The following is a 19,537-nucleotide window of genomic DNA, read 5'->3' as shown; positions in this document are numbered from 1 at the left end:
CTCGGCTCAGGGCAGCACCCTGATCTCCGCCGCCTGGGGGCCCTTGGGGCCGCGCTGGGACTCGAACTGGACCTTCTGGCCCTCTTCGAGGCCGCGGTAGCCGGTGCCGGCGATGGCGGTGTAGTGGGCGAAGAGGTCCTCTGTCCCGTCGTCGGGGGTGATGAAGCCGAAGCCCTTCTCGGAGTTGAACCATTTGACGGTGCCGGTGGTGGCCATGGGTGTTCCTTCCTGTCGTGCTGCCGGGGCCGCCGGAGCGGGCCGGTTCGTCCATTGCCGGTTCGGCCATGGAGCTCTGGGGGTGCGGGGCGCGGAGCCCCGCCGCGGGAAGGGCGCCCGTCCGCCGCGCGGTGCGACGGTGGCGGCGCCTTCGGGGGCCGGGGAGAGGCTAGGTGCGCCGGTAGGCGGCGGTGATGGGGCATTCGAACGGGTCCCGGGCCGCGAGCCCGACCCTGTTCAGGTAGGCGATCACGATCCTGTAGGAGCGCCAGAGGGTGGTCTCGGTGTACGGGACGCCAAGGGCGCGGCAGTGCTCGCGGACGATCACCCGGGCCCGGGCCAGGTGCGGCCGGGGCATGCTGGGGAAGAGATGGTGCTCGACCTGGTAGTTCAGCCCGCCCATGAGCCAGGTCGCCCACCAGCCTCCGGTGACGTTGCGCGAGGTGCGCACCTGCTTGGAGAAGAAGTCCAGCCTCGCCTCCCGGGCGATCACGGGCATGCCCTTGTGGTTCGGCGCGAACGTGGCGCCCATGTAGAGGCCGAACACCGCCAGCTGCACCCCTAGGAACGCGGACGCCATCCCAGGCGGCAGCAGCCAGAACAGCGGCACCAGCACCAGGGACGAGCGCAGGGCAAGGAGGGCCAGCTCGGTCCACCGGCCCTTCACCTGTGTGCGGGAGAGCAGGTGGCGCAAGCTCAGGAAGTGCAGGTTCGCCCCCTCCAAGGCCAGCAGCGGGAAGAACAGCCATCCCTGACGGCGCGTGATCACCCCGCGCAGGCCCCTGGCCTTCGCCGCGTCCTCTACGAGGAAGGAGATTGTGTCCACCTCGATGTCCGGATCGCGCCCGACCCGGTTGGGGTTGGCGTGGTGGCGGGCGTGCTTGGAGTCCCACCACGAATAGCTGATCCCGACCACGGCCGCGAGGGCGCGGGCGAGCTGGTCGTTGGCCGGCCCCGTCCCCAGCACCTGCCGGTGCGCGGCCTCATGGGCCAGGAAGGCGACCTGGGTGAACACGATCCCCAGCCCTGCGGCGATCAGGAGCTGGAACCAGCTCGCACCCAGCAGGACCGAACCGGCCAGGAGGGCCGCCAGGGCGGCTGCAAGGGCAGCGCCCAGGAGCGCGTAGAACAGCGGGGCCCGCTGCAGCAGGCCCCGCTCGCGCACCGCCTGCGAGACCTGGAGGTAGGCGCGGGTCAGGGGCGGGAAGGACGCCGGGGCCTCGTGGGCCGCTTGTTCGGGCCCAGGATGGATGGGGGTGCTGGACACTGCGGTGATGGGGTAGACCGTTCGATCGGCTGCGCGCACCCGGAAGGCGCGTTTCGCATGGAAGCCAGGGGCAGGTCGCCGATCGCTTGCACCAAGTCTACGCCCCCGCGCTGAAGGCCGATCCCAACGCGAGGGACAGGTGCTGGCAGGCGTCCCACCCAGCCCGGGCCCCGGGAGTGCCGGCTACTCCTGGTCCTCCTCCCAGGGCGTCCCTGCCCCCGCGGCCGCCCCGCCTCCGGCACCACCCTGGTCCCGGAGGCCGGCCAGGGACGGGCCATCGTAGCCGTACCCGTCCAGGTCCCTCCCGTCACTGAAGACGGTGCAGGCGGGCACCTCGGCCTGCACGATCGGCCAGTCGTTGGCCGCGACGTCATCGCGCATCGCGTACTGGCCGGCGTAGTCCTTCGAGAGCGTCACCCAGTCCCCGCGGTTGATCTGCCCCACCCTGGGGGGCAGCGCCCGGTAGATCCGGACCTTGGCCCCGGGGGCGCCGCGCACGCGCCGCAGCTGCTCCATCGTCTCGGCGTCGCACTCCCCGAACCCGTGTTCCTCGGGATGGTCCAGCACGTCCTCGCCCAGGGCCGCGCTCAGCGCGTGGATCGGAAACGCCCGCCCCCCGCCCCCGGGCGCCCGGGGCGAACCGCTGTAGTCCACATCTTCCACACTACCCGCCCGTCTCCGCCAAGATTCCGCCAAGCGGAAACGATGTAGGCTGGTGTACGCGGCAGCGCCGCGCCTTCTGCCTCCACCCATCGGAGGGAAGGCGCCGGCGGTCCTCCGATCCCGCCCCCGGTCCAACCTCCAGCAGTGGAGCCCTCCGCCCCCGAGCGCCCGCCCCCCCACCCCACGCGTTTGGACGCCCGTCCCGTCGCATCCCGTCGCCACCGGCACATCCCACCAGGCGACCACGTGCTGGCACTCTGGGATCTCCCAACCCACGGAAGACTGATCAGAAACAGGGGAAAACCAAGGCAAGGGTGAGTACGCGGGACGCGTTACAAACCAACGGGAAGAATCCGCAGGTGCGCAAAGACGAACCCGGGTCTCTCACAAACGATCCTTTAGTTAATGGATGCGCCGCCGGAGGATTCAGAGATCGGACATGGCCATCCTCGCTTCAGTCCTCCCTGGGCTCGCGATAGCCCTGTCCGGCGAGGGCGTTCTGCGCCTCGGCCAGGTGCTCGCCCAGCTCGGCGGCCAAGTGAGCAGCCAGGCGCATATGTCCTGCGGCCGCAGCAACGGACTCGGCCGGATCCCGGCCGTCGTCCTCGTAGACATCGAGCTCGGCCAGGGACCGCTCCAAACCGTCGGCGAGCTGGTTCAGCGCCTGAGCGAGCATCGGGCCGCTGGCTCCCTTGAGGTTCCCCAGCACCCGGTAGACCGTGGGGGCGGGATGAGTTCGCCTGTCGTGGCAGATTGCACGGACGGATTCGTAGACCGCATCGGCCTCGCGGACGACGCCGGGGATTTCTTCGCTCATCCTGTCCTCCTGAATCATCGAAGCGGGCCAAATCGGAGCCGAAGTTGGTATACAGGTTCGATGGAATCGGGCACTGCGAATCCCGCATCCAATGGGGCCTGCCAGGGTAAGCAGGCCCGCTCGCGTCGCCCAAGAGGTCCCGCACCTCGCTCCTCCGCGCCTCTTTTTAGAGGGTGCTTGCAATATTGCAAGCATCTATGGCTGAGGGCGGGTGCCGGTGGTCTTCTCGATGTAGTCCCGCAACGCCTCGTCGAGGATGGCTGCGATCGTGGTGTCGGCTTCGTCCTTGTACCCCGCCATCCAATCCAGCAGCTCTGGGTCGAGCCTGTTCGTGAAGGTCACGGCACGCTTCTTTCGCCGTGTGGCCGCCGACGAGGGGGCAGGGGCAGCCGGTGCTTCCTGGGGGACCGTCTGGTTGGCCGAGCTAGCCGGCTCTTGAGCAGGTGCGGACACATTCTGTTCAGCGCCGGCAGCGACGGCACCCACGACATCGGTCCTGGGCGCTCTTGCGAGGCTGGGAATCTGCGATTCCCGCTTAACGCTCATCGGTGGTTCAGCTCCTTCTTGATTGAGGCAGCATGGTTTGAATAGGCTTCACCGGCTTTGACGGCCCCGCGTGAGGAGATCCGGCTCAAGGGCACTCGCGCCGACTGTCCGTCGGCGATCGCTGTCGTCCGTGGGATCGCTGGTTCGATCACAGCGTCTCCGTAGGCGTTGATCAGGGCTTCGCGCTGGTAGCTGTGCTCGGCGGTCGAGGCGTAGCGGTTGATGACGATCTTCGGGTCCCCAAGGGCGCGGTTGTACATACTGCTCCCCCGCACCCGGTCGACAAGCTCCAAGTACTTCACGACACCCTTCACGCTGAAGGCCTCCGCATCAGCAACGACGCGGGTCTCATTGGCGTAGATGAGGCCGTTGAGAGTCAACCGGCCAAGGGCGGGCGGCATGTCAAGGAGAATCACGTCGTACTCTTCGGCGAGGCCTGCTCCGTCTGCTGCGTTCCGCAGCCGCTGCTCGGGGGCCATCAGGTTCTCTGCCTCGATACGGGCGAGCTGCTCATCTCCGGGCAGCAGGTCGATCCCGTGGAAGTCGGTGGTCGAGACAACCTGTGCAAGCGTCCCGGCCTGTTCGTTGTAGATAGCGTCGAAGAGCGTCAGGTCGAACTCCTTATCGCTCCCGACCAGTACATCAGTGAGGTTCCTCTGCGGATCCAGATCGCCGACCAGCACCCGGCAGCCGACCAGCTGCAACGCGTGTGCCAGGTTGAGGACATAACTCGTCTTGCCGACGCCGCCTTTACGGTTCCCTACAGCGATTACGTGCGCCACCTGCTCCCCCTTCCGAGAAAAAGCTTGCTTGCAATATTGCATGCAAGCAATGCGTCTTGCAAGACATATTGCTTGCCTTCCTTGAACCCTACCAAAAGACGATTTGCAAAGCAATACAGCAATATTGGATGCATGATTTCTTGCTTGCAATATTGCAAGCTTGCCTTATTGCCGCATGGCACCCGCGCTGCCCCCGTTTTTATCCGCTCTACAAGAGACCCGACGACGCCCACACGCGGAGGCCTGCTGGCACTGGTCACCGCACCCTGCAGGCTAAGCCCAGGCCGGCTCTTAGTAGGGGAATCGAGGGGAATCGTCTGGGGGTATCCAGTGCTGTTCGGCCTCAGGGTCGTAGAGGTCGGCTTCGGCGATCTCCTGGGCGGGGTTGTGGCGGTCGAGCCAGGCGTGCCAGGCCGCACGTTGAAGGCGGTGGAGGGTGAGCTGGGCGGCGACGTCGGCGTCGGCGCCGAGTCGGTGGGCGAGCTGGGCCAGGCTGGTGGTGGCTGTGAGGTGCCAGCGGCCGTCCTGGTCGCGGTGGATCATCTGGTAGCCGGCCATCTCGGCCAGGGCGATCTCGGCGGTGGTGCGCCCGATGCGGGCGTCGCGAGCGACCTCGGCGGTGGTGGGGGAGACCCGGGAGCGTTCGATGGCCTCGTAGGCCAGGGCTGCGGCGGGCCCGAGGGCACGGAAGACGGGTCTGATGGCGTGGATCTTGCCCTGGCGCCAGGTCAGGTCCCGGGCAGTCTGGCTGTGCTGCTCCGGGAGTTCGACCAGATAGACGTCGGCGTTGCGGTGGCGGGCGTCGGCGATCTTGGTGACCATGCCGTCGGAGAGCTCGGAGAGCCGGCGCAGGAGCCTCGCCACCGTGCCGTGGTGCTGACCCAAGGCCAGGGCGAAGGTGCGGCAGCCGACGTCCAGGACATTGGTCTCCATCGTCCGCATGTACGCCAACACTCCGCGCAGGAGGAACCTCAGCCCGATGCCCTCCCTGCCCAGGGAGTGGAACCTTGCATCGAGCACCGCGTAGAGGACGTTCTCCAGATCGTTGACCAGCTGGTGGATCGAGGCCACCGAGGCTTTTGCCCCCCCGGTGGGTTCAGTGGGGCTTGTGTCGCTTTTGCGGGCACTCCTCGTCCCGGCGTCGTTGGCGGTGAATTCGATCGCCTTGGCCCATTCGCGCTCCAGGAGCCGCTCGAGCTGGGACCTCGACTGGTACAGGGCCGCAAGGCCCGGGAACTGGCCCGTGAGCTCGCCGCGGACCTGGGGAAGGGTCCACCCGCACGCGGCGAGGTGGTTCAGGACCGCCATCCGGGCCTCCGAGGCCGACCGGTAGCGTGCCGGGTCGTACAGGCCTGTTTCGGCGATTGCCCGCAGCGGGGATTGCCACCCGCCACTTGGGTGCGCCATTGCGGCAGGGAGTGCGCCGTGGGCCTGAGGCTGGGGGCGGGAGACCTCGCCCCGGGCACGTCGGGTCGCCTCGTCCCGGTTGCGGCGCAGCTCCGGGGCCAGTGCCCGGCACAGCCGCCCGATCGCGTCGGGGGCGTTGCGGTGACGCAGCACCCCGTACGCGGCCGACAGCGGAGTCACCAGCTCCTGGTGGCCTCCGCGCTTGTGGACCGAGCCCGGGACGCGGATGCACCCAGTGGAGGGGTTGCGGTGCGGGCTCGCGTCCAGGCTCGGTGCCAGCCGGGCCAGCGCCTCCACCAGCTCCCGGGCCTCAGCACCGCCCATCCGCTCCGCCAGAGGCACGTACAGGTGCCGGCCCCCACTGGGGGAGACGTCCTCCACCCAGCGCAGCCCGCACGACGCCAGCAGCGCCCCCAGCCGCCCGGCGTCCCCGTCCACGACCTGCTGGGCTGCGCTCGAGGTGTCCAAGTCCAGGCACAGCGTCGCCACCGACCCGTCCGCCCCGTGCACCAGCACCGCCGCCGGAGCCTTCGGCAGCGAACCGGTGATCTCGCGTGGAGCACCGGGGTACCCGAACTTCCCACGCACCCAGCGCCCAGAACGGTAGAAGGGCTGGCCAGCGATCAGCGGAGCCAGAGACCACGCCTGCCGGTGCTTCTCAATAGGGGCAGACCTCACCGCCGGAGCAGCCAAGGACACGCCCGGGGCGCCGGCCAATGCGATTGTCAGATCGGCAGCTTCGGCTACCATAAGAGGGCAGACTCCTTCCCAGGAGGTATGCGAAAGGGACCCACCCGCAAGGGAGGGTTTCGGATCCATCACCGGTCGGCCGGCAAGCAAAGCGGTGATGGGAGACTTTTACGAGGGCCCGCCGAGAGGCGGGCCCTCAGTCGTTAAGAGGCCTTCGGGAAGAGTGCCTCCCCATCGTTGTCGTTGTCGAGTTTGTTGGGTAGACCGCAGGCGCGGTCAATGAGCGCGCCGAGGTACTCGCTCAGAGAGAGGCCCGCGCGTGTTGCCTCCGTGGTCGCGCGCTTGTGTTGGTCGGGTAGCACCCGGCCGCGCAACGCGACGCGGTTGCCGTCGAGTTTCGGGGTTGCGTACGACTCGCTCATACCAGCCATCCTTGCTTAAGCCCTGCCGGCGGTACCGGAACCGCCGGCAGTCGGCGTGTCGTAAAACGTCGCCGCTAGAACCGGGGCGTCTACTAGAGCGTGCCTCTGTCACCGGGCCGGCCAACTAGCAATGACCAAGCGAAGGGCAGCAACAGCTCTAGCCCGCTGGCCCTGACCCTTGGCAGGATCTCAAGGAGGATCGGCTCTTTCACCGTATACCTACTTGTATACTCGTATATGGTTACTTCGGTATCCTTGATGCTAGGCTCGTCCTGTGGCTGCTACGACGATCAAGGTTCCGCACGAGCTGCGAGACCGAATCAATCACGATGCCGGAGAGCGGGGTCTCTCTGCCGCCGCACTGTTGGCAGAGCTCTTGGACGGCTATGAGCGCTCACGGCGCTTCGAGGCGATCCGCGAGGCATACGGGCGTCTTCCGGGGGACGACACGTACGCGCAGGAGACACAGGTCTGGGACGAGACCTCCGGCGACGGCCTGGCCGATGCCTGATCTGGAACGGAGCCAGGTGGTCTGGGTCAACTTCAATCCCACGAAGGGCAGTGAACAGGCCGGCCATCGGCCGGCTCTGGTCATCTCCACGGACGAATTCAACTCGATCATCCCGAACGTGGTGGTCGTCCTTCCCGTGACCACCCGTGACCGTGGACTGCCTCACCACGTCCGCCTCCAGGGTCCGGACCTGAGTCTCGACCAAGAAAGCTATGCAATGACAGAGCAGCCAAGGACCATCGACCGCCAACGAATCACGGGAACCGCAGGGAACGTGGACCTGAACACCATGAAGTCCATCGACCTCTGGCTCCGTGACTTCCTCGGCCTGCGCTGAAGATCGTCGCTCCGGGAGCTTCGACATCCGAGAGGGAGGCAATGTCGACGAGGAGCAGCACTGAGTCGGACTGGTAGGGCAGGCGCAGCTCGATCCCCTTGGTCCGGGCCTGCGCCCGGTCGAGCTCCGGGGCGCTGGAGGCACCGATGAGCACGCCCACCTTGAACGGCTCCCCTGCCCCGGCGGCCCGCTCCCTCCGGGCCCCGGGGGCCTGCGGCACCCACCTTTGGGTAGCTCGCGCCGGTGAAGCCGCTCATCGCCACCGTAGCTCGGGCGGATCAGCTCGACCGTCCGGCGGCGCTCGTGAGCCGGCTGCTCTGTCGCGGATCCTGGATGCGCTCGGTCATTGTTCCCTCTCGTCCACGAGAGCGCCCCGGGGCTACAGCACGGGCCGCGCGGCGGGGAACGGCCGGGCCGGCGCCGCAGGCCTGCCGACGCCCCGCTTCTCGGCCGAGGACCACCGCGGCCAACGACAGGCCGCCCCGGCGGCTCCATTCCAGTCCCTGCCGGGCGGCAGCAGGAGCGGCCCCCGGACTACCCCGGCCTTCCAAGCACAGGCAGCCGCTTGCGCATGGGCAGCGGGTTGGCGTAGGAGAAACGCATGGCTGAGAACAAGATGACCGGGAGCGCCGGGGAGCACTGGGTGTGCGCCGTGCTCTCCCGCTACGGGTGGGCCGCGGCGCTGATCCGCGACGGGCTCGAGCGCGCCGACATCCTCGCCGTCCGGACCGAAGGCGAGGCCCGCCGGACCATAGAAGTCCAGGTCAAGACCGCCGGCCCTGGCGAGCGGCCCAATTGGCTCCTGGGCTCCAAGGCGCAGCAGGCAGCGCTGTCACGCCATGAGTGGTTCGCCCTGGTCGCCCTCCGGGACAACCCGGTCTTAGCACCCCGTACGTTCATCGTGCCCCGCGACCACGTCGCCGCCGTAGCCTGGATCCACCGCCGGGACTGGCTCATCGACCCGGGAGCACCCCCCGGGAGGCGGAGCACCAGCGTCGCCCAGACCCGCGTCTCGGCCGACGTCTTCGAGCGCTACGAGGACCGGTGGGACCTCCTCGGCGCACCCACCGAACAGGCGCCCTTCCTGCTGCCCGAACGCTTCCGCGAGCTCGCCCTCGACCCACGCGTCGGGCTCCCCCAGGACCACCCGTGGCAGAAGGGGCTGCCCGAGCGGGCATAGCCGCCGCAGAGCGCATCGCGAAGCGGTCTGGGCTCGCTTGTGCCGTCTCGGGGCTTCGTCCTCTCAGCCAGCACCACGGCGAAAAGTCGACTCAGGTGGCTTCCTTCGCCGCCGGAGCGATACCGGCAGAGGCAAGGCTGAACCTGACTGATCAACCGCCAGGCCGGCCGATGAGCGTGCATCGTCGAGGGTGCCCTCACAACCGCTCTGCGCTTTATTGGGCCCGTTGTACCTACCCAGCTGTCGGCCCCAATTTCGGGAACGTCCGCCCCGGCCATAGCCGCATCATGACTGCACCGGAGCGGACGCCCCTGTGGCAAGCGCACGGGCCGCCCGGGGCCAGGCTGGAGAAGGGCCCTCGCTCGCTGGTCTTGGAGTACCCGAGCAGACGGACGCGAAGCAACCGCAGGACCAGGACGCAGACTGCTCCGCCGCACTCCGACCGGAGAGCAGGGCGGACAGGCCGGCGTGGTTCGACGGGGGGCAGGATCGCCGGAGACCTCGCCCTCCCGAAGCTCGCGCGTTCGCGTTCCTTGGCGGTAGCCCCGCTCGGAACGGACGTCGAAGGCGAGGATTTGCTCGCGCGCCGTCTTGAGGTGCCCGACGCTGAGCGGGAGCTTGTGTTCGAGGGCGGTGAGCAGGCGGTGAAACTGGGCGTGCATGGCCTCAGCCGCGGGTTGTCGAGCAGGCCGGCCTGGACGTCGGGGGTGAACTACCTTCACCCTGGTCAGCGCTGCCACAGCGTGGGGTCGGGGAGGCCCGTGAGCTATTGACAAGGATGTGAGCTGCGTCGCAATATCGACGCATAGGAATTAGCAGCTTGCATAAAGATGCCGCAAAAGGCGGCAAAGTCATCAGGACAAAGGAGACGCAGATGACTTCACGAATGCCTGTCCGACTCGGGTGCGCCGCATTTGCGGCCGGGTTGGCGGTGCTCTCGCTTGCTGCCTGTGGGCAGGACAGCGGAGGCTCCTCCAGCGGGGGCAAGAAGGTGATTGGGGTGTCGGTCGCCGACCAGAAGTCTCTCTTCTATGTGGCGGAGGTCGATGGGATCAAGGACGAGGCGAAGAAGCAGGGCTACGACGTCGACGTCACCTCGGCGAACAACGACTCGACGGCGCAGGTGAAGCAGGTGAACGACCTGTTGACCAAGCAGGTCGGCGCTCTGATCTTCACGCCCCAGGATTCCACCTCGGCGGCAGCCGGCGTGCGGGCCGCGAACAACGCGAACGTTCCTGTGGTCGCAGTGGACGAGCGGCCCGACCCGGGACAGGGCAAGCTCGCCACCTATATCGCCACGGACAGTGTCAAGGCGGCATACAACCTGTGCACGTGGATGTTCAAGCAGATCGGAGACCAGGGCGACATCGCGATCCTCCATGGTGTCCTGGGCTCGACGGCCGAGATCCAGCGGACGCAGGGGTGCCAGAAGGCCCTGAAGGAGAATCCGGGGATCAAGGTCGTCGCGGAGGCGACGGCGAACTGGGACGAGACGCAGGCTTTCAGCGCGACCCAGAACATCCTGACCGCCCATCCGGAGATCAAGGCGGTGTTCGGGGAGAGCGACGCGATGGGGCTCGGGGCGGCCAAGGCTGCGAAGGCCGCCGGCAAGAGCATCTTCTCGGTCGGCATCGACGGCTTCCCGAGCATGTTCGATGCGATTGCCCAAGGGCTGACTCAGGGGACCGAGGCGCAGCAGCCCTACAAGATGGGCCAGATGGCGGTGGACAATGCCATCGCCCTCATGAACGGCAAGGGCAGCAGCATCCCCGCCGTGCAGTACCAGGACACCGTCCTGGTCAACAAGGACAACGTCGCCCAGTACAAGGACGACCCGTTCTACGGGCCCAACGCTCAGTCGATGAAGTGATCCTACCGCCGGGCACGCCATAGGACCTTGAACGGCCATCGTGGGAGGAATCGTGAGCAATGAAGCAGGGAACTCCGGCCTGAGGTGCTCGGGCCTTGTCAAGGCCTACAGCGGGGTGACTGTCCTGAAGTCGGTCGACTTCAGTGTCCTCCCGGGGAATGTCGTGGGCCTGGTGGGGGAGAACGGGGCCGGGAAGTCAACACTCAGCTCGATCATCACGGGTGTGGTGAAGCCCGACGGTGGGAGCATGCTGCTGGACGGGGAGGAGTTCTCCCCGTCGAGCCCGGCCGAAGCGCTGCGTCAGGGGGTCTCGCTGATCCACCAGGAGACACGCCTCATCCAGGATCTCTCGGTCGCCGAGAACATCTTCCTGGGCCGCCTCCCGAAGAGCGGCGGCCGGGTGGACTGGGAGCGGACCCGCAGCGAAGCCAAGGCCATCCTGGACTCGCTGGGGGTCGGACTGGACGTGCGGCGCCCTGTCCGCGGGCTGTCGATGGCCACCCAGCAGGAGATCGAGATCGCCAAGGCCCTCAGCCGTCGGCCCCGGTACGTCGTCTTCGACGAGCCCTCCGCCTCTCTGGGCGAGTCCGAGACCGAGCATGTGCTGGAGCGGATCCGGGCACTGCGGGCCAGCGGGGCTGGAGTGGTCTACATCTCCCACCGCCTCGACGAGGTGCGCGAGGTCGCGGACGAGATCGTCTGCCTCCGGGATGGGGCCAGAGTCGCCTCCTGGCCGACTGGGGACGTCCCCAGGGAAGCCATCATCAACGCGATGGTCGGCCGCGAGTTCACCTACGAGCATGTCCCCCCCGCGCCAAGCCAGGACAGGACCGTGCTTGAAGTGCGGGGACTCGGCCGGCGCGGGGCCTTCAAGGACATCAGCTTCGAAGTCTCCGCAGGCGAGGTCCTCGGCATCGCAGGGCTCGTCGGGGCCGGACGGACCGAGGTGGTCCGGGCCATCGCAGGGGTGGACCGGCTGGACGCCGGGGAGGTCCTCCTCGAAGGAAAGGCCCTCCCGTGCAGCAGCCCGAGGTCTGCGATCAGGGCGGGCATCGTGATGGTCCCCGAGGACCGCAAGGGCCAGGGGCTGAACCTCGACCGCACGGCGGAGGAGAACCTGACCCTGCCCTGGGAACGCGAGATCGCCGGAGGAGGCGGCCTGGTGACCAAGAGGCTCATCCGGAAGGTCGCAGCCACCCAACGCCAGCGCCTCGACGTACGCGGCAACATGGCACTTCCCGTCAAGTCGATGTCGGGTGGGAACCAGCAGAAGGTCCTCATCGGCAAATGGCTGGTCAAGGACCCCAAGGTCCTCATCGTCGACGAGCCGACCCGCGGGGTCGACGTGGGCGCGAAGATGGCCATCTACGAGATCATCCGGAAGCTGGCTGCCTCCGGGATCGCGGTCATCGTCGTCTCCTCCGAACTCGACGAGGTCCTGGGACTCTCGCACCGCGTCCTGGTCATGTCCCAAGGCCGCCAGCGCGGAATCCTGAACCGGGACGAGGCAAAACCCCAGCGCGTCATGGAATTGGCCGTCCACTCGGCGGGGGGGGAGCCGTTTTCCCCCGTCGCACCGGATCCGTCTCCGGCATCGCCCGCCCCTACCGCCCAGCAATAGAAAGAGCAGTCATGCGAACCACCACCCGCCACGCCGCTGCCGGGACACCGTCGACCCTCAGGACAGAGCAGGCGGAAGCAGAGCCGACGACGCAGGGGGCCGCCGAGCCCAGGCCGGCGACGAGTGCCCGAAGCGCCCTGGCCAGGGGGCTGCGCGCCCTCCCCGGCCCCCTCCTGGGCCTGATCGTCGTGGTGATCGCCCTGTCGATCCTCTCCCCGTACTTCCTCACCTGGCACAACGTCATGAACATCGTCACCCAGAACGCAGACCTCGGGATTATGGCGGTCGGCGCCGCCCTGGTCATCCTCATCGGCGGGATCGACCTCTCCGTCGGGTCGAACCTGGCCGTCTCGCTCATGGTCAACGCCTGGCTCTACCACATGGTCGGCCTGCCGTTCTGGCTCTGCATCCTGGCCGGCCTCGCCGTGGGGGCAGGCGTCGGCCTGGCCAACGGGATCCTCTCAACCTACGGGCGCATCCAGCCCTTCGTGGCCACGCTCGCCACGATGTCCGCAGCCGCAGGGCTGGCCCTCTACATCACCAACGGCAACCCGATCAACGACTTCCCCGACTGGTTCCTCGCCATCACGAGCGCCCGCGTCCTCGGGATCCCCCTCGAGGCAGTGATCATGGTCGCCATCTTCCTCGTCGCTGCGTTCTGGCTCCGCTTCCGGCCCACTGGCCGGGCCCTGTACGCGATCGGCGGCAACGCCGAGGTAGCACGGCTCTCGGGCCTGAACGTCACCCGGATCAAGATCGGCGTCTACGTCATCGCCGGCCTCCTGGCCGCAGTAGCGGGCATGATCGTCGGCTCCCGCCTCGACTCGGCACAGCCCACGGCAGGAACCGCGGACCTCCTGAACGTGATCGCGGTCGTCGTCATCGGCGGCGCGAGCCTCTCCGGCGGCTCCGGGGGCATGCTCAACACCTTCATCGGCCTCCTGATCATCGGAGTGCTCAACAACGGAATGGACCTGCTGAACGTCTCCCCGAACCTCCAGCCGGTCGTCATCGGCATCGCGATCATCGTCGCAGTCCTGACCGACCGGGCCAGCCGCTCCCGCCAAGGCGCCTGACCCAAGGCCCTTTGACCGCCGATTCCGAGAGGACCCCAATGCCCGCGAAGACCTATGCCGTCGAACCGATCGAGCCCCTGCTGCTGGAAGCGGACCCCGAGCGCAGCCTTGCTGCCTGCGGCATCCAGCGGCTGATCCTCGGCTCCGAGGCCCTCTCGGTCGTCGCAGAGACAGTCGCCGAGCTCCTCGGGGGAAGGCAGCCCAGCGGAGCCGGGGAAGAGGAGACCGCCGCAGTGGCGCTGCTGGTCGACCCGGTCCGGATCAGCCGGCGCGGAGAGGACGTCAAGGACCTGATGGAGGAGCAGCTGGGGCGGCGTTTCCCTGTCACCCGGACTGTGCTGGACGATGGGCACTCGGAGCTCCACGTGGTCGACCACATCCTCGACGAAGCCTCCGCCGCGGTCGTCGGCAAGGCAGCCGTGGTCGCCGTCGGCGGCGGGACCATCAGCGACATCGCCAAGGTCGCCGTCCAGCGCGCCTCCGCCCGCGGAGCCGGGCCCGTCCTGGTCACCGTGCAGACCGCGGCATCCGTGGACGGCTACACCGACGACGTCTCCGTCGTCCTCCGGGACGGTGTGAAGCGGACCGTCCCCTCGCGCTGGCCGGAGGCGGTCGTGGCCGACACCGACGTCATCTCCGAAGCGCCCGAGAAGATGAACCGGGCCGGGTTCGGGGAGATGACCTCCATGTTCACCGCCCCGGCCGACTGGAGGCTCGCGTCCATGGTGGGCGCAGACCGCTCCTACAACCCCAGCGCCGTCCGCCTCCTCGCCTCGGTCGTCCCCGACCTCGAAAGCTGCAGCGACGGGCTCAGGGAAGGCCGACCCGACGCTGTGGCAGCGCTGACCAGGGCTCTGGCCCTCCGCGGGATCGTCACCGGGGTGGCAGGCACGAGCGCCGTGCTGTCCGGGGTCGAACATCTCATCAGCCACATGCTCGACCAGTACCACTCCGGCCACGGCAGACCCATCGGCCTGCACGGGGCCCAGGTCGGGGCAGGGGCGGTGATCGCAGCCAGCGCCTGGGACATGCTTTTCGACAGGCTCGCAGACCGGCAGGCCCCCCAGATCGCTCCGATCGAGACGGCTCTCGACCCGGAAAGGGGCCGCAGGAAGGTCCTCGCGGCCTTCGAGCGGGTCGACTCCTCTCTGAAGGTGGCTGAGGAATGCTGGAGCGACTACTCGGCCAAGCTCGAAGCCGTCGCCTGGGAATTCCACCGAGTGCGGGACCTCGTGGGGAACTGGGCAGAGCACCAGGACGAGCTCCGGAGCCTGGTGCGTCCCCCCGGGGAAATCGCATCCGCCCTGAGCCGGGCCGGGGCCCCGGCCCGGCTCTCTGACCTCGGCCAGCACGTCGACCCCGAGCTCCAGCAGTGGGCCGTGGCGAACTGCGCGCTGATGCGGAACCGCTTCACGGTCGTCGACCTGCTGGCCCTCCTGGGCTGGTGGGAACCCGGCGACGTGGGCGAGGTCCTCGAGCGGGCCCACCAGGCCGTCGCCGCGGCCGAAGGCCAGGGGTGAGCCTGATGCGCGACCACGTGATCGGGATCGACTGCTCCACCACCGCCGCCAAGGCCGTGGTCTGGAATGCGGAAGGCGAGGTGCTCTCCCAGGTGCGCCGGGCCTTCGACCTCAGCCAGCCCCGCCCGGGGTGGGGCGAGCAGAACGCCGAAGACTGGTGGACCGCGACCGCCGAAGCCATCCGCCGCGCCGTACAGACCATCGACGCCTCCCGGATCGGAGCCCTGTGCATCACCCATCAGCGCGAGAGCTTCGTCTGCGTCGACGAGGGAGGCGTTCCCCTCCGGCCGGCCATGCTCTGGATGGACACCCGGGCAACCGACGAGGTCGCCAGATACGGCACCGAAGAGGTGCACCACATCACAGGCAAGCCCCCCAACCCCACTCCCGCCTGGTACAAGCTGCTCTGGCTCGCCAAGCACGAGCCCGAGACACTGGCCCGGATCGGCCGCGTGGTCGACGTGCACGGATTCCTCGTCCACCGCCTCACCGGGCAGTGGCTCACCTCGTGGGCTTCAGCTGATCCCCTGGGCCTGGTGGACATGTCCACCTTCGACTACGACGAATCCCTGCTGAAGGCCGCTGGAATCGAACGCGGCAACCTCAGCCAGCTGCGTCCCCCCGGAAGCATCCTCGGGTACCTCGGCGACGACGTCGCAGCACGCCTCGGACTCTCCTCGGGAGTGGCTGTCGTGGCCGGCGCGGGAGACGGCCAGTGCGCGCAGCTCGGCACCGGCGGGACCATCGGGGGACGCGCCTACCTGAATCTGGGCAGCGGGATCGTCTCCGGCACCTACACCGACCGCTACTCCTATGCCCGCGAATACCGCACTCTGTCCGCGGCCGTGCCAGGACGCTACACCCTCGAGACCTTCATCGGCGGCGGCACCGTGAACCTGAACTGGTTCGTGGAGAACTTCGCCGGGATCGACGCCCGCCTGCTCGGGCTCGGCCTGACCCCTGAGCAGGTGCTGGAAACGGCAGCCGCCCAGCTGCCCCCGGGCGCCGAGGGCCTGCTGTCGCTGCCCTACTGGACCGGGGCCCTGACCCCCTACTGGGACCACAACGCCCGCGGGGTCCTCCTCGGCCTCACCGGGATCCACCAAAAGGCCCACGTCTACCGGGCCCTCCTGGAAGGCCTGGCCTTCGAGCAGCGCCTGCTGACCACGGGGGCCGAGGAGGCCCAGGCCCAGCCCCTGACCGAGATCATCGCACTCGGCGGGGGATCCCGCAGCCCCCTCTGGTGCCAGATCCTCGCCGACGTCATGCAGCGCACCGTCTCGGTCGTGCGCGAACCGGAGAGCACCTGCCTCGGCGCGGGCATGCTCGCCGCCGCCGCCGTCGGAGTCCACGAGTCCATTGAATCTGCTGTGGAGGCGATGAGCGGGACGGGCAGGTCCTACGATCCCCAGCCGGAGCCGGCGGCAGCGTACGAGAAGCTCTATGCCGTCTACCGCGACATCTACAGCGCCAACCGCGAGCTGTTCGCCCGACTGGCAGAGGCCACACGATGACCAGCACAGCCCCGGGCCGGCTCGCCCCCGCGCCGCTGCGGTCCTACGCCGGATACCTCTTCGACCTCGACGGCACGATCTACCTCGGGGACAGCCTCCTCCCCGGAGCCCATGAACTCGTCACGGGACTGCGCCGGTCGGGCCGGGAAACCCTGTTCCTGTCGAACAACCCCACACGGGACCCGCAGATGTACGCAGACAAGCTCACCCGGCTCGGCCTGCCCACGCCCTTGGACCGCATCGTGAACCCGGTGGTGACGATGGTCGCCTGGCTGCTCGCAGAGGCCCCAGGGGCAACTGTCTTCGTCATCGGCGAAGAGCCGCTCATCAGGGCGATCCGGGCCGCCGGCATCCGCACCACCGAGGACCCCCGCGAGACCGACATCGTGATCGCCAGCTACGACCGCAGCTTCGACTACCGCAAGCTGCAGATCGCCTTCGACGCGCTCTGGCAGTACCGGCGGGCGAGGCTGGTGGCGACGAATCCCGACGCCTACTGCCCCATGCCGGAGGGCCGCGGGGAACCCGACGCGGCAGCAGTCATAGCAGCGATCGAGGCCAGCACAGGCGTCAGATGCGAGGCGAACGTGGGCAAACCCGCCCCCCTCATGCTGCGGACGGCCCTGGACGTCCTGGGACTGCCCGGCGCGGAATGCCTCATGGTAGGGGACCGGCTGCACACCGACATCGCCATGGCAGCCGACGCGGGCATCGACTCGGCCCTCGTCCTGACCGGGGAGAGCACCGAGGAAATGGCAGCCCAGCTGCCGCCCGAGCGGAGACCGACCTTCATCCTCCCCAGGATCGACGCCCTGCTGCAGCCCCTCGAGGACTAGCGGGAGCGAAGCGGTGAATGCCTTGCAGGACCCTTGATGCACCCGTAGAATAAATTTCAATTCGTCATCCGAATATTTACCCGAAGGGAAAGCCTGATGGACCTTTCAGCGGAGACGCTGCTGGAGATGCAGCGGCGGATGCTGCGGATCCGGCGTTTCGACGAGCGGGCCTCGCTCATGGTCAAGCGGGGCCACATCCCCGGCACGGTGCACACTAGCATCGGCCAGGAGGCCCAGGTCGTCGGGGCCTGCATGGCCCTGGGGGACGGCGACTACATGAGCGGGAACCACCGCAGCCACGGGCACCCGATCGGCAAGGGCTCCCCGCTCGGGCCGCTCATGGCAGAGCTCGTGGGCAAGGCGACCGGCGTCTGCGGCGGCAAGGGGGGTTCCCTGCACCTGGCCGACTTCGCCGTCGGGAGCCTGGGGGAGTCGGGCATCGTCGGCTCCTCGATCCCGATCGCCACCGGTGCGGGCCTCTCCAGCAAGGTCCTGGGCAACGGGCGCGTCTCGCTGGCCTTCTTCGGCGACGGGGCCGCCAACCAGGGGTGCCTCTACGAGGCGATGAACCTCGCCGGCGTGTGGGACCTCCCGGTCGTGTTCCTCTGCGAGAACAACCAGTACGCCCTCTCCACCCCTGCCCACACGGTCACCTCGGGCGTGATCGCCGAGCGGGCCGCCGGGTTCGGCATCCCGGGCGTGCGCGTGGAGGACGGGCAGGACGTCCTGGCCGTCTACGAGGCGGCCGCCGCCGCCGTGGACCGCGCCCGCCGCGGCGAGGGCCCCACCCTGGTGGAGGTCATCACGTACCGCTTCAACGAGCACTCGGAGGGCCTTCGGCTCGGGACCGACTACCGGGACAAGGACGAGAAGGCGGCGTGGCTGGAGCGGGACCCGATCGTCCTGTTCCGACAACGGCTGATCGCGGACGGCACCGCGACCGCCGAGCAGCTCGACGAGCTCGAGGCGGCGGTCCTGCGCGAGGTCGACGAGGCGGTCGAGTTCACCGACAGGAGCCCCTACCCCGACCCCAGCGTCGCCTTCAAAGACCTCTACACCGAACCGATCGGAGTCCTGTCATGACCCTCATGAGCTATCTCGGGGCCATCGGCGCCGCCCAGCGCGAGGCCATGGAGGCCGACCCGCGCGTGGTGATCATCGGCGAGGACGTCGAAGCGAACGTCTACGGCACCACGGGCGCGGGCAAGTCCCGCAAGGACAAGGGCGACTTCCTCGAGCTCTTCGGGGCCAACCGCATCCGCAACACGCCCATCTCCGAGGAGGTGATCGTCGGGGCCGCCGCCGGGGCCGCGATGACGGGGCTGCGCCCGATCGTGGACCTCTCGTACTCGAGCTTCCTGTACATGGCGATGGACCAGTTCGTGAACCAGGTCGCCAAGAACCGCTACATGTTCGGCGGCCAGGCCTCCATGCCTGTCGTGTTCCGCTCTGCGATGTTCTACGGGCTCAACACCGGCGCCCACCACTCCGACCGCCCCTACCCGATGTTCATGAACGTCCCCGGGCTGAAGATCGTGGTCCCCTCCAACCCCTACGACGCCAAGGGCCTGCTGCGCACCGCGGTCGACTCCGACGACCCGGTCCTGACCTTCGAGGCCTGCATGCTCTGGGGCACCAAGGGAGAGGTCCCCGAGGAGGAGTACCGGATCCCCTTCGGCCAGGCACGCACCGCCCGGGAAGGCGACGACGTCACCGTCGTGGCGATCTCCAGCGCCGTGCCCGAGGCCCTGGCCGCCGCGGAGTCGCTGGCAGGGGAGGGCCTCTCGGTCGAGGTCATCGACCCGCGCACCCTGGTCCCCTTCGATGCCGAGGCGGTCATCCGCTCGGTCCAGCGCACGGGGCGCCTCGTCGTCGCCGACCCCGCCCACCGCACCTGCTCCGCGGCCGCGGAGATCTCCGCGATCGTCGCCGAGGAGGCCTTCGAGTCCCTGCGTGCCCCGATCGTGCGCGTGGCCACCCCCGACACGCAGATCCCTTTCAGCCCTGCCCTGGAGAAGCAGCTCTACCCGAACCGGGACAGCATCGCCGAGGCGATCCGGCGGGTCACCGGCACGAGGGCCGGGAGCACGTCCGAGGCAGCCCGCCTCGCCTCCCCGGCCCCGCACCTCTGAGCTGTCAACCAAAAACCACTGTTCCGAAGGAGAAGAAAATGCCACGAGTAGAAGTCCTGCTGCCCCAGTGGGGGATGGGGATGAGCGAGGGAACCGTCGCGACCTGGCTGAAGAACGTCGGGGACCCGGT

Annotated in this window: 19 protein-coding genes; 11 read left to right on the top strand and 8 right to left on the bottom strand. The window is 68.3% G+C overall.

The features are described from left to right. Positions 1-6: 6 nt before the first annotated feature. The 8 genes from L0M17_RS21875 to L0M17_RS21840 all read right to left on the bottom strand — a co-directional run bounded on the left by L0M17_RS21875 (position 7) and on the right by L0M17_RS21840 (position 6,810). Positions 7-216: a cold-shock protein gene (locus L0M17_RS21875; protein WP_241056755.1), complete on the bottom strand. Its 210-nt coding sequence runs from the start codon at positions 214-216 to the stop codon at positions 7-9. Between the two features lie 169 nt (positions 217-385). Continuing rightward, positions 386-1,483, bottom strand: coding sequence for a fatty acid desaturase family protein (locus L0M17_RS21870; protein WP_241056753.1), 1,098 nt, complete (start codon positions 1,481-1,483; stop codon positions 386-388). A gap of 183 nt (positions 1,484-1,666) precedes the next feature. Beyond that, the gene (locus tag L0M17_RS21865) at positions 1,667-2,137 is read right to left on the bottom strand and encodes a hypothetical protein (protein ID WP_241056751.1); all 471 of its coding nucleotides are present in this window, start codon (positions 2,135-2,137) and stop codon (positions 1,667-1,669) included. Between the two features lie 463 nt (positions 2,138-2,600). Continuing rightward, positions 2,601-2,963 carry a hypothetical protein gene (locus L0M17_RS21860; RefSeq protein ID WP_241056750.1) on the bottom strand — a complete coding sequence of 121 codons (363 nt, stop codon included), beginning with the start codon at positions 2,961-2,963 and terminating at the stop codon, positions 2,601-2,603. Between the two features lie 195 nt (positions 2,964-3,158). Further along, complete coding sequence (locus L0M17_RS21855; RefSeq protein ID WP_241056749.1) at positions 3,159-3,305, bottom strand: hypothetical protein; 147 nt, start codon at positions 3,303-3,305, stop codon at positions 3,159-3,161. A gap of 200 nt (positions 3,306-3,505) precedes the next feature. Then, positions 3,506-4,291 carry a ParA family protein gene (locus L0M17_RS21850; protein ID WP_241056748.1) on the bottom strand — a complete coding sequence of 262 codons (786 nt, stop codon included), beginning with the start codon at positions 4,289-4,291 and terminating at the stop codon, positions 3,506-3,508. 291 nt (positions 4,292-4,582) lie between these two features. Further along, entirely contained in the window at positions 4,583-6,448 is a 1,866-nt protein-coding gene (locus L0M17_RS21845) for a hypothetical protein (protein WP_241056747.1), read from the bottom strand. 143 nt (positions 6,449-6,591) lie between these two features. Then, the gene (locus L0M17_RS21840) at positions 6,592-6,810 is read right to left on the bottom strand and encodes a hypothetical protein (protein WP_241056746.1); all 219 of its coding nucleotides are present in this window, start codon (positions 6,808-6,810) and stop codon (positions 6,592-6,594) included. 274 nt (positions 6,811-7,084) lie between these two features. Between L0M17_RS21840 and L0M17_RS21835 the strand changes: the two genes are divergently transcribed. From L0M17_RS21835 to L0M17_RS21785, 11 genes are all read left to right on the top strand, one after another. Then, positions 7,085-7,321 carry a hypothetical protein gene (locus tag L0M17_RS21835; RefSeq protein WP_241056745.1) on the top strand — a complete coding sequence of 79 codons (237 nt, stop codon included), beginning with the start codon at positions 7,085-7,087 and terminating at the stop codon, positions 7,319-7,321. Further along, positions 7,314-7,658 carry a type II toxin-antitoxin system PemK/MazF family toxin gene (locus L0M17_RS21830; RefSeq protein ID WP_241056744.1) on the top strand — a complete coding sequence of 115 codons (345 nt, stop codon included), beginning with the start codon at positions 7,314-7,316 and terminating at the stop codon, positions 7,656-7,658. The genes L0M17_RS21835 and L0M17_RS21830 overlap by 8 nt, the downstream gene beginning before the upstream one ends. Before the next feature lie 601 nt (positions 7,659-8,259). Then, on the top strand, positions 8,260-8,838 hold the full coding sequence (locus L0M17_RS21825) for a hypothetical protein (protein ID WP_241056743.1): 579 nt from the start codon (positions 8,260-8,262) through the stop codon (positions 8,836-8,838). Between the two features lie 874 nt (positions 8,839-9,712). Beyond that, a complete protein-coding gene (locus L0M17_RS21820) occupies positions 9,713-10,708 on the top strand; it encodes a substrate-binding domain-containing protein (protein WP_241056741.1) in 996 nt (331 codons plus the stop codon). Positions 10,709-10,760: 52 nt separating this feature from the next. Next, on the top strand, positions 10,761-12,329 hold the full coding sequence (locus tag L0M17_RS21815) for a sugar ABC transporter ATP-binding protein (protein WP_241056740.1): 1,569 nt from the start codon (positions 10,761-10,763) through the stop codon (positions 12,327-12,329). 11 nt (positions 12,330-12,340) lie between these two features. Then, positions 12,341-13,405 (top strand): ABC transporter permease, encoded by a 1,065-nt coding sequence (locus L0M17_RS21810; RefSeq protein WP_241056739.1) that lies wholly within the window; start codon positions 12,341-12,343, stop codon positions 13,403-13,405. Positions 13,406-13,443: 38 nt separating this feature from the next. Then, the gene (locus tag L0M17_RS21805; protein ID WP_241056738.1) at positions 13,444-14,925 is read left to right on the top strand and encodes an iron-containing alcohol dehydrogenase; all 1,482 of its coding nucleotides are present in this window, start codon (positions 13,444-13,446) and stop codon (positions 14,923-14,925) included. 5 nt (positions 14,926-14,930) lie between these two features. Beyond that, positions 14,931-16,439, top strand: a complete 1,509-nt coding sequence (locus tag L0M17_RS21800; protein WP_241056798.1) for a xylulokinase — start codon at positions 14,931-14,933, stop codon at positions 16,437-16,439. Continuing rightward, positions 16,436-17,275, top strand: coding sequence for an HAD-IIA family hydrolase (locus L0M17_RS21795; RefSeq protein WP_241056737.1), 840 nt, complete (start codon positions 16,436-16,438; stop codon positions 17,273-17,275). Before L0M17_RS21800 ends, L0M17_RS21795 begins: the two co-directional genes overlap by 4 nt. A 96-nt stretch (positions 17,276-17,371) precedes the next feature. Further along, complete coding sequence (locus tag L0M17_RS21790; RefSeq protein WP_241056736.1) at positions 17,372-18,358, top strand: thiamine pyrophosphate-dependent dehydrogenase E1 component subunit alpha; 987 nt, start codon at positions 17,372-17,374, stop codon at positions 18,356-18,358. Then, positions 18,355-19,407, top strand: coding sequence for an alpha-ketoacid dehydrogenase subunit beta (locus L0M17_RS21785; RefSeq protein ID WP_241056735.1), 1,053 nt, complete (start codon positions 18,355-18,357; stop codon positions 19,405-19,407). Before L0M17_RS21790 ends, L0M17_RS21785 begins: the two co-directional genes overlap by 4 nt. The last annotated feature ends 130 nt before the right edge of the window (positions 19,408-19,537 follow it).

It is taken from the genome of Sinomonas terrae (genome assembly GCF_022539255.1).
Lineage (GTDB): Bacteria > Actinomycetota > Actinomycetes > Actinomycetales > Micrococcaceae > Sinomonas > Sinomonas terrae.
This window is presented reverse-complemented; position numbering and strand designations above follow the sequence as displayed.

Excerpts from the sequence above, each read along its gene's own strand:
- L0M17_RS21840 (WP_241056746.1), bottom strand. The coding sequence starts at position 6,810 with ATGAGCGAGTCGTACGCAACCCCGAAACTCGACGGCAACCGCGTCGCG.
- L0M17_RS21825 (WP_241056743.1), top strand. The coding sequence starts at position 8,260 with ATGGCTGAGAACAAGATGACCGGGAGCGCCGGGGAGCACTGGGTGTGC.
- L0M17_RS21790 (WP_241056736.1), top strand. The coding sequence starts at position 17,372 with ATGGACCTTTCAGCGGAGACGCTGCTGGAGATGCAGCGGCGGATGCTG.
- L0M17_RS21785 (WP_241056735.1), top strand. The coding sequence starts at position 18,355 with ATGACCCTCATGAGCTATCTCGGGGCCATCGGCGCCGCCCAGCGCGAG.
- L0M17_RS21800 (WP_241056798.1), top strand. The coding sequence starts at position 14,931 with ATGCGCGACCACGTGATCGGGATCGACTGCTCCACCACCGCCGCCAAG.
- L0M17_RS21805 (WP_241056738.1), top strand. The coding sequence starts at position 13,444 with ATGCCCGCGAAGACCTATGCCGTCGAACCGATCGAGCCCCTGCTGCTG.
- L0M17_RS21795 (WP_241056737.1), top strand. The coding sequence starts at position 16,436 with ATGACCAGCACAGCCCCGGGCCGGCTCGCCCCCGCGCCGCTGCGGTCC.
- L0M17_RS21810 (WP_241056739.1), top strand. The coding sequence starts at position 12,341 with ATGCGAACCACCACCCGCCACGCCGCTGCCGGGACACCGTCGACCCTC.
- L0M17_RS21875 (WP_241056755.1), bottom strand. The coding sequence starts at position 216 with ATGGCCACCACCGGCACCGTCAAATGGTTCAACTCCGAGAAGGGCTTC.
- L0M17_RS21860 (WP_241056750.1), bottom strand. The coding sequence starts at position 2,963 with ATGAGCGAAGAAATCCCCGGCGTCGTCCGCGAGGCCGATGCGGTCTAC.
- L0M17_RS21845 (WP_241056747.1), bottom strand. The coding sequence starts at position 6,448 with ATGGTAGCCGAAGCTGCCGATCTGACAATCGCATTGGCCGGCGCCCCG.
- L0M17_RS21820 (WP_241056741.1), top strand. The coding sequence starts at position 9,713 with ATGACTTCACGAATGCCTGTCCGACTCGGGTGCGCCGCATTTGCGGCC.
- L0M17_RS21830 (WP_241056744.1), top strand. The coding sequence starts at position 7,314 with ATGCCTGATCTGGAACGGAGCCAGGTGGTCTGGGTCAACTTCAATCCC.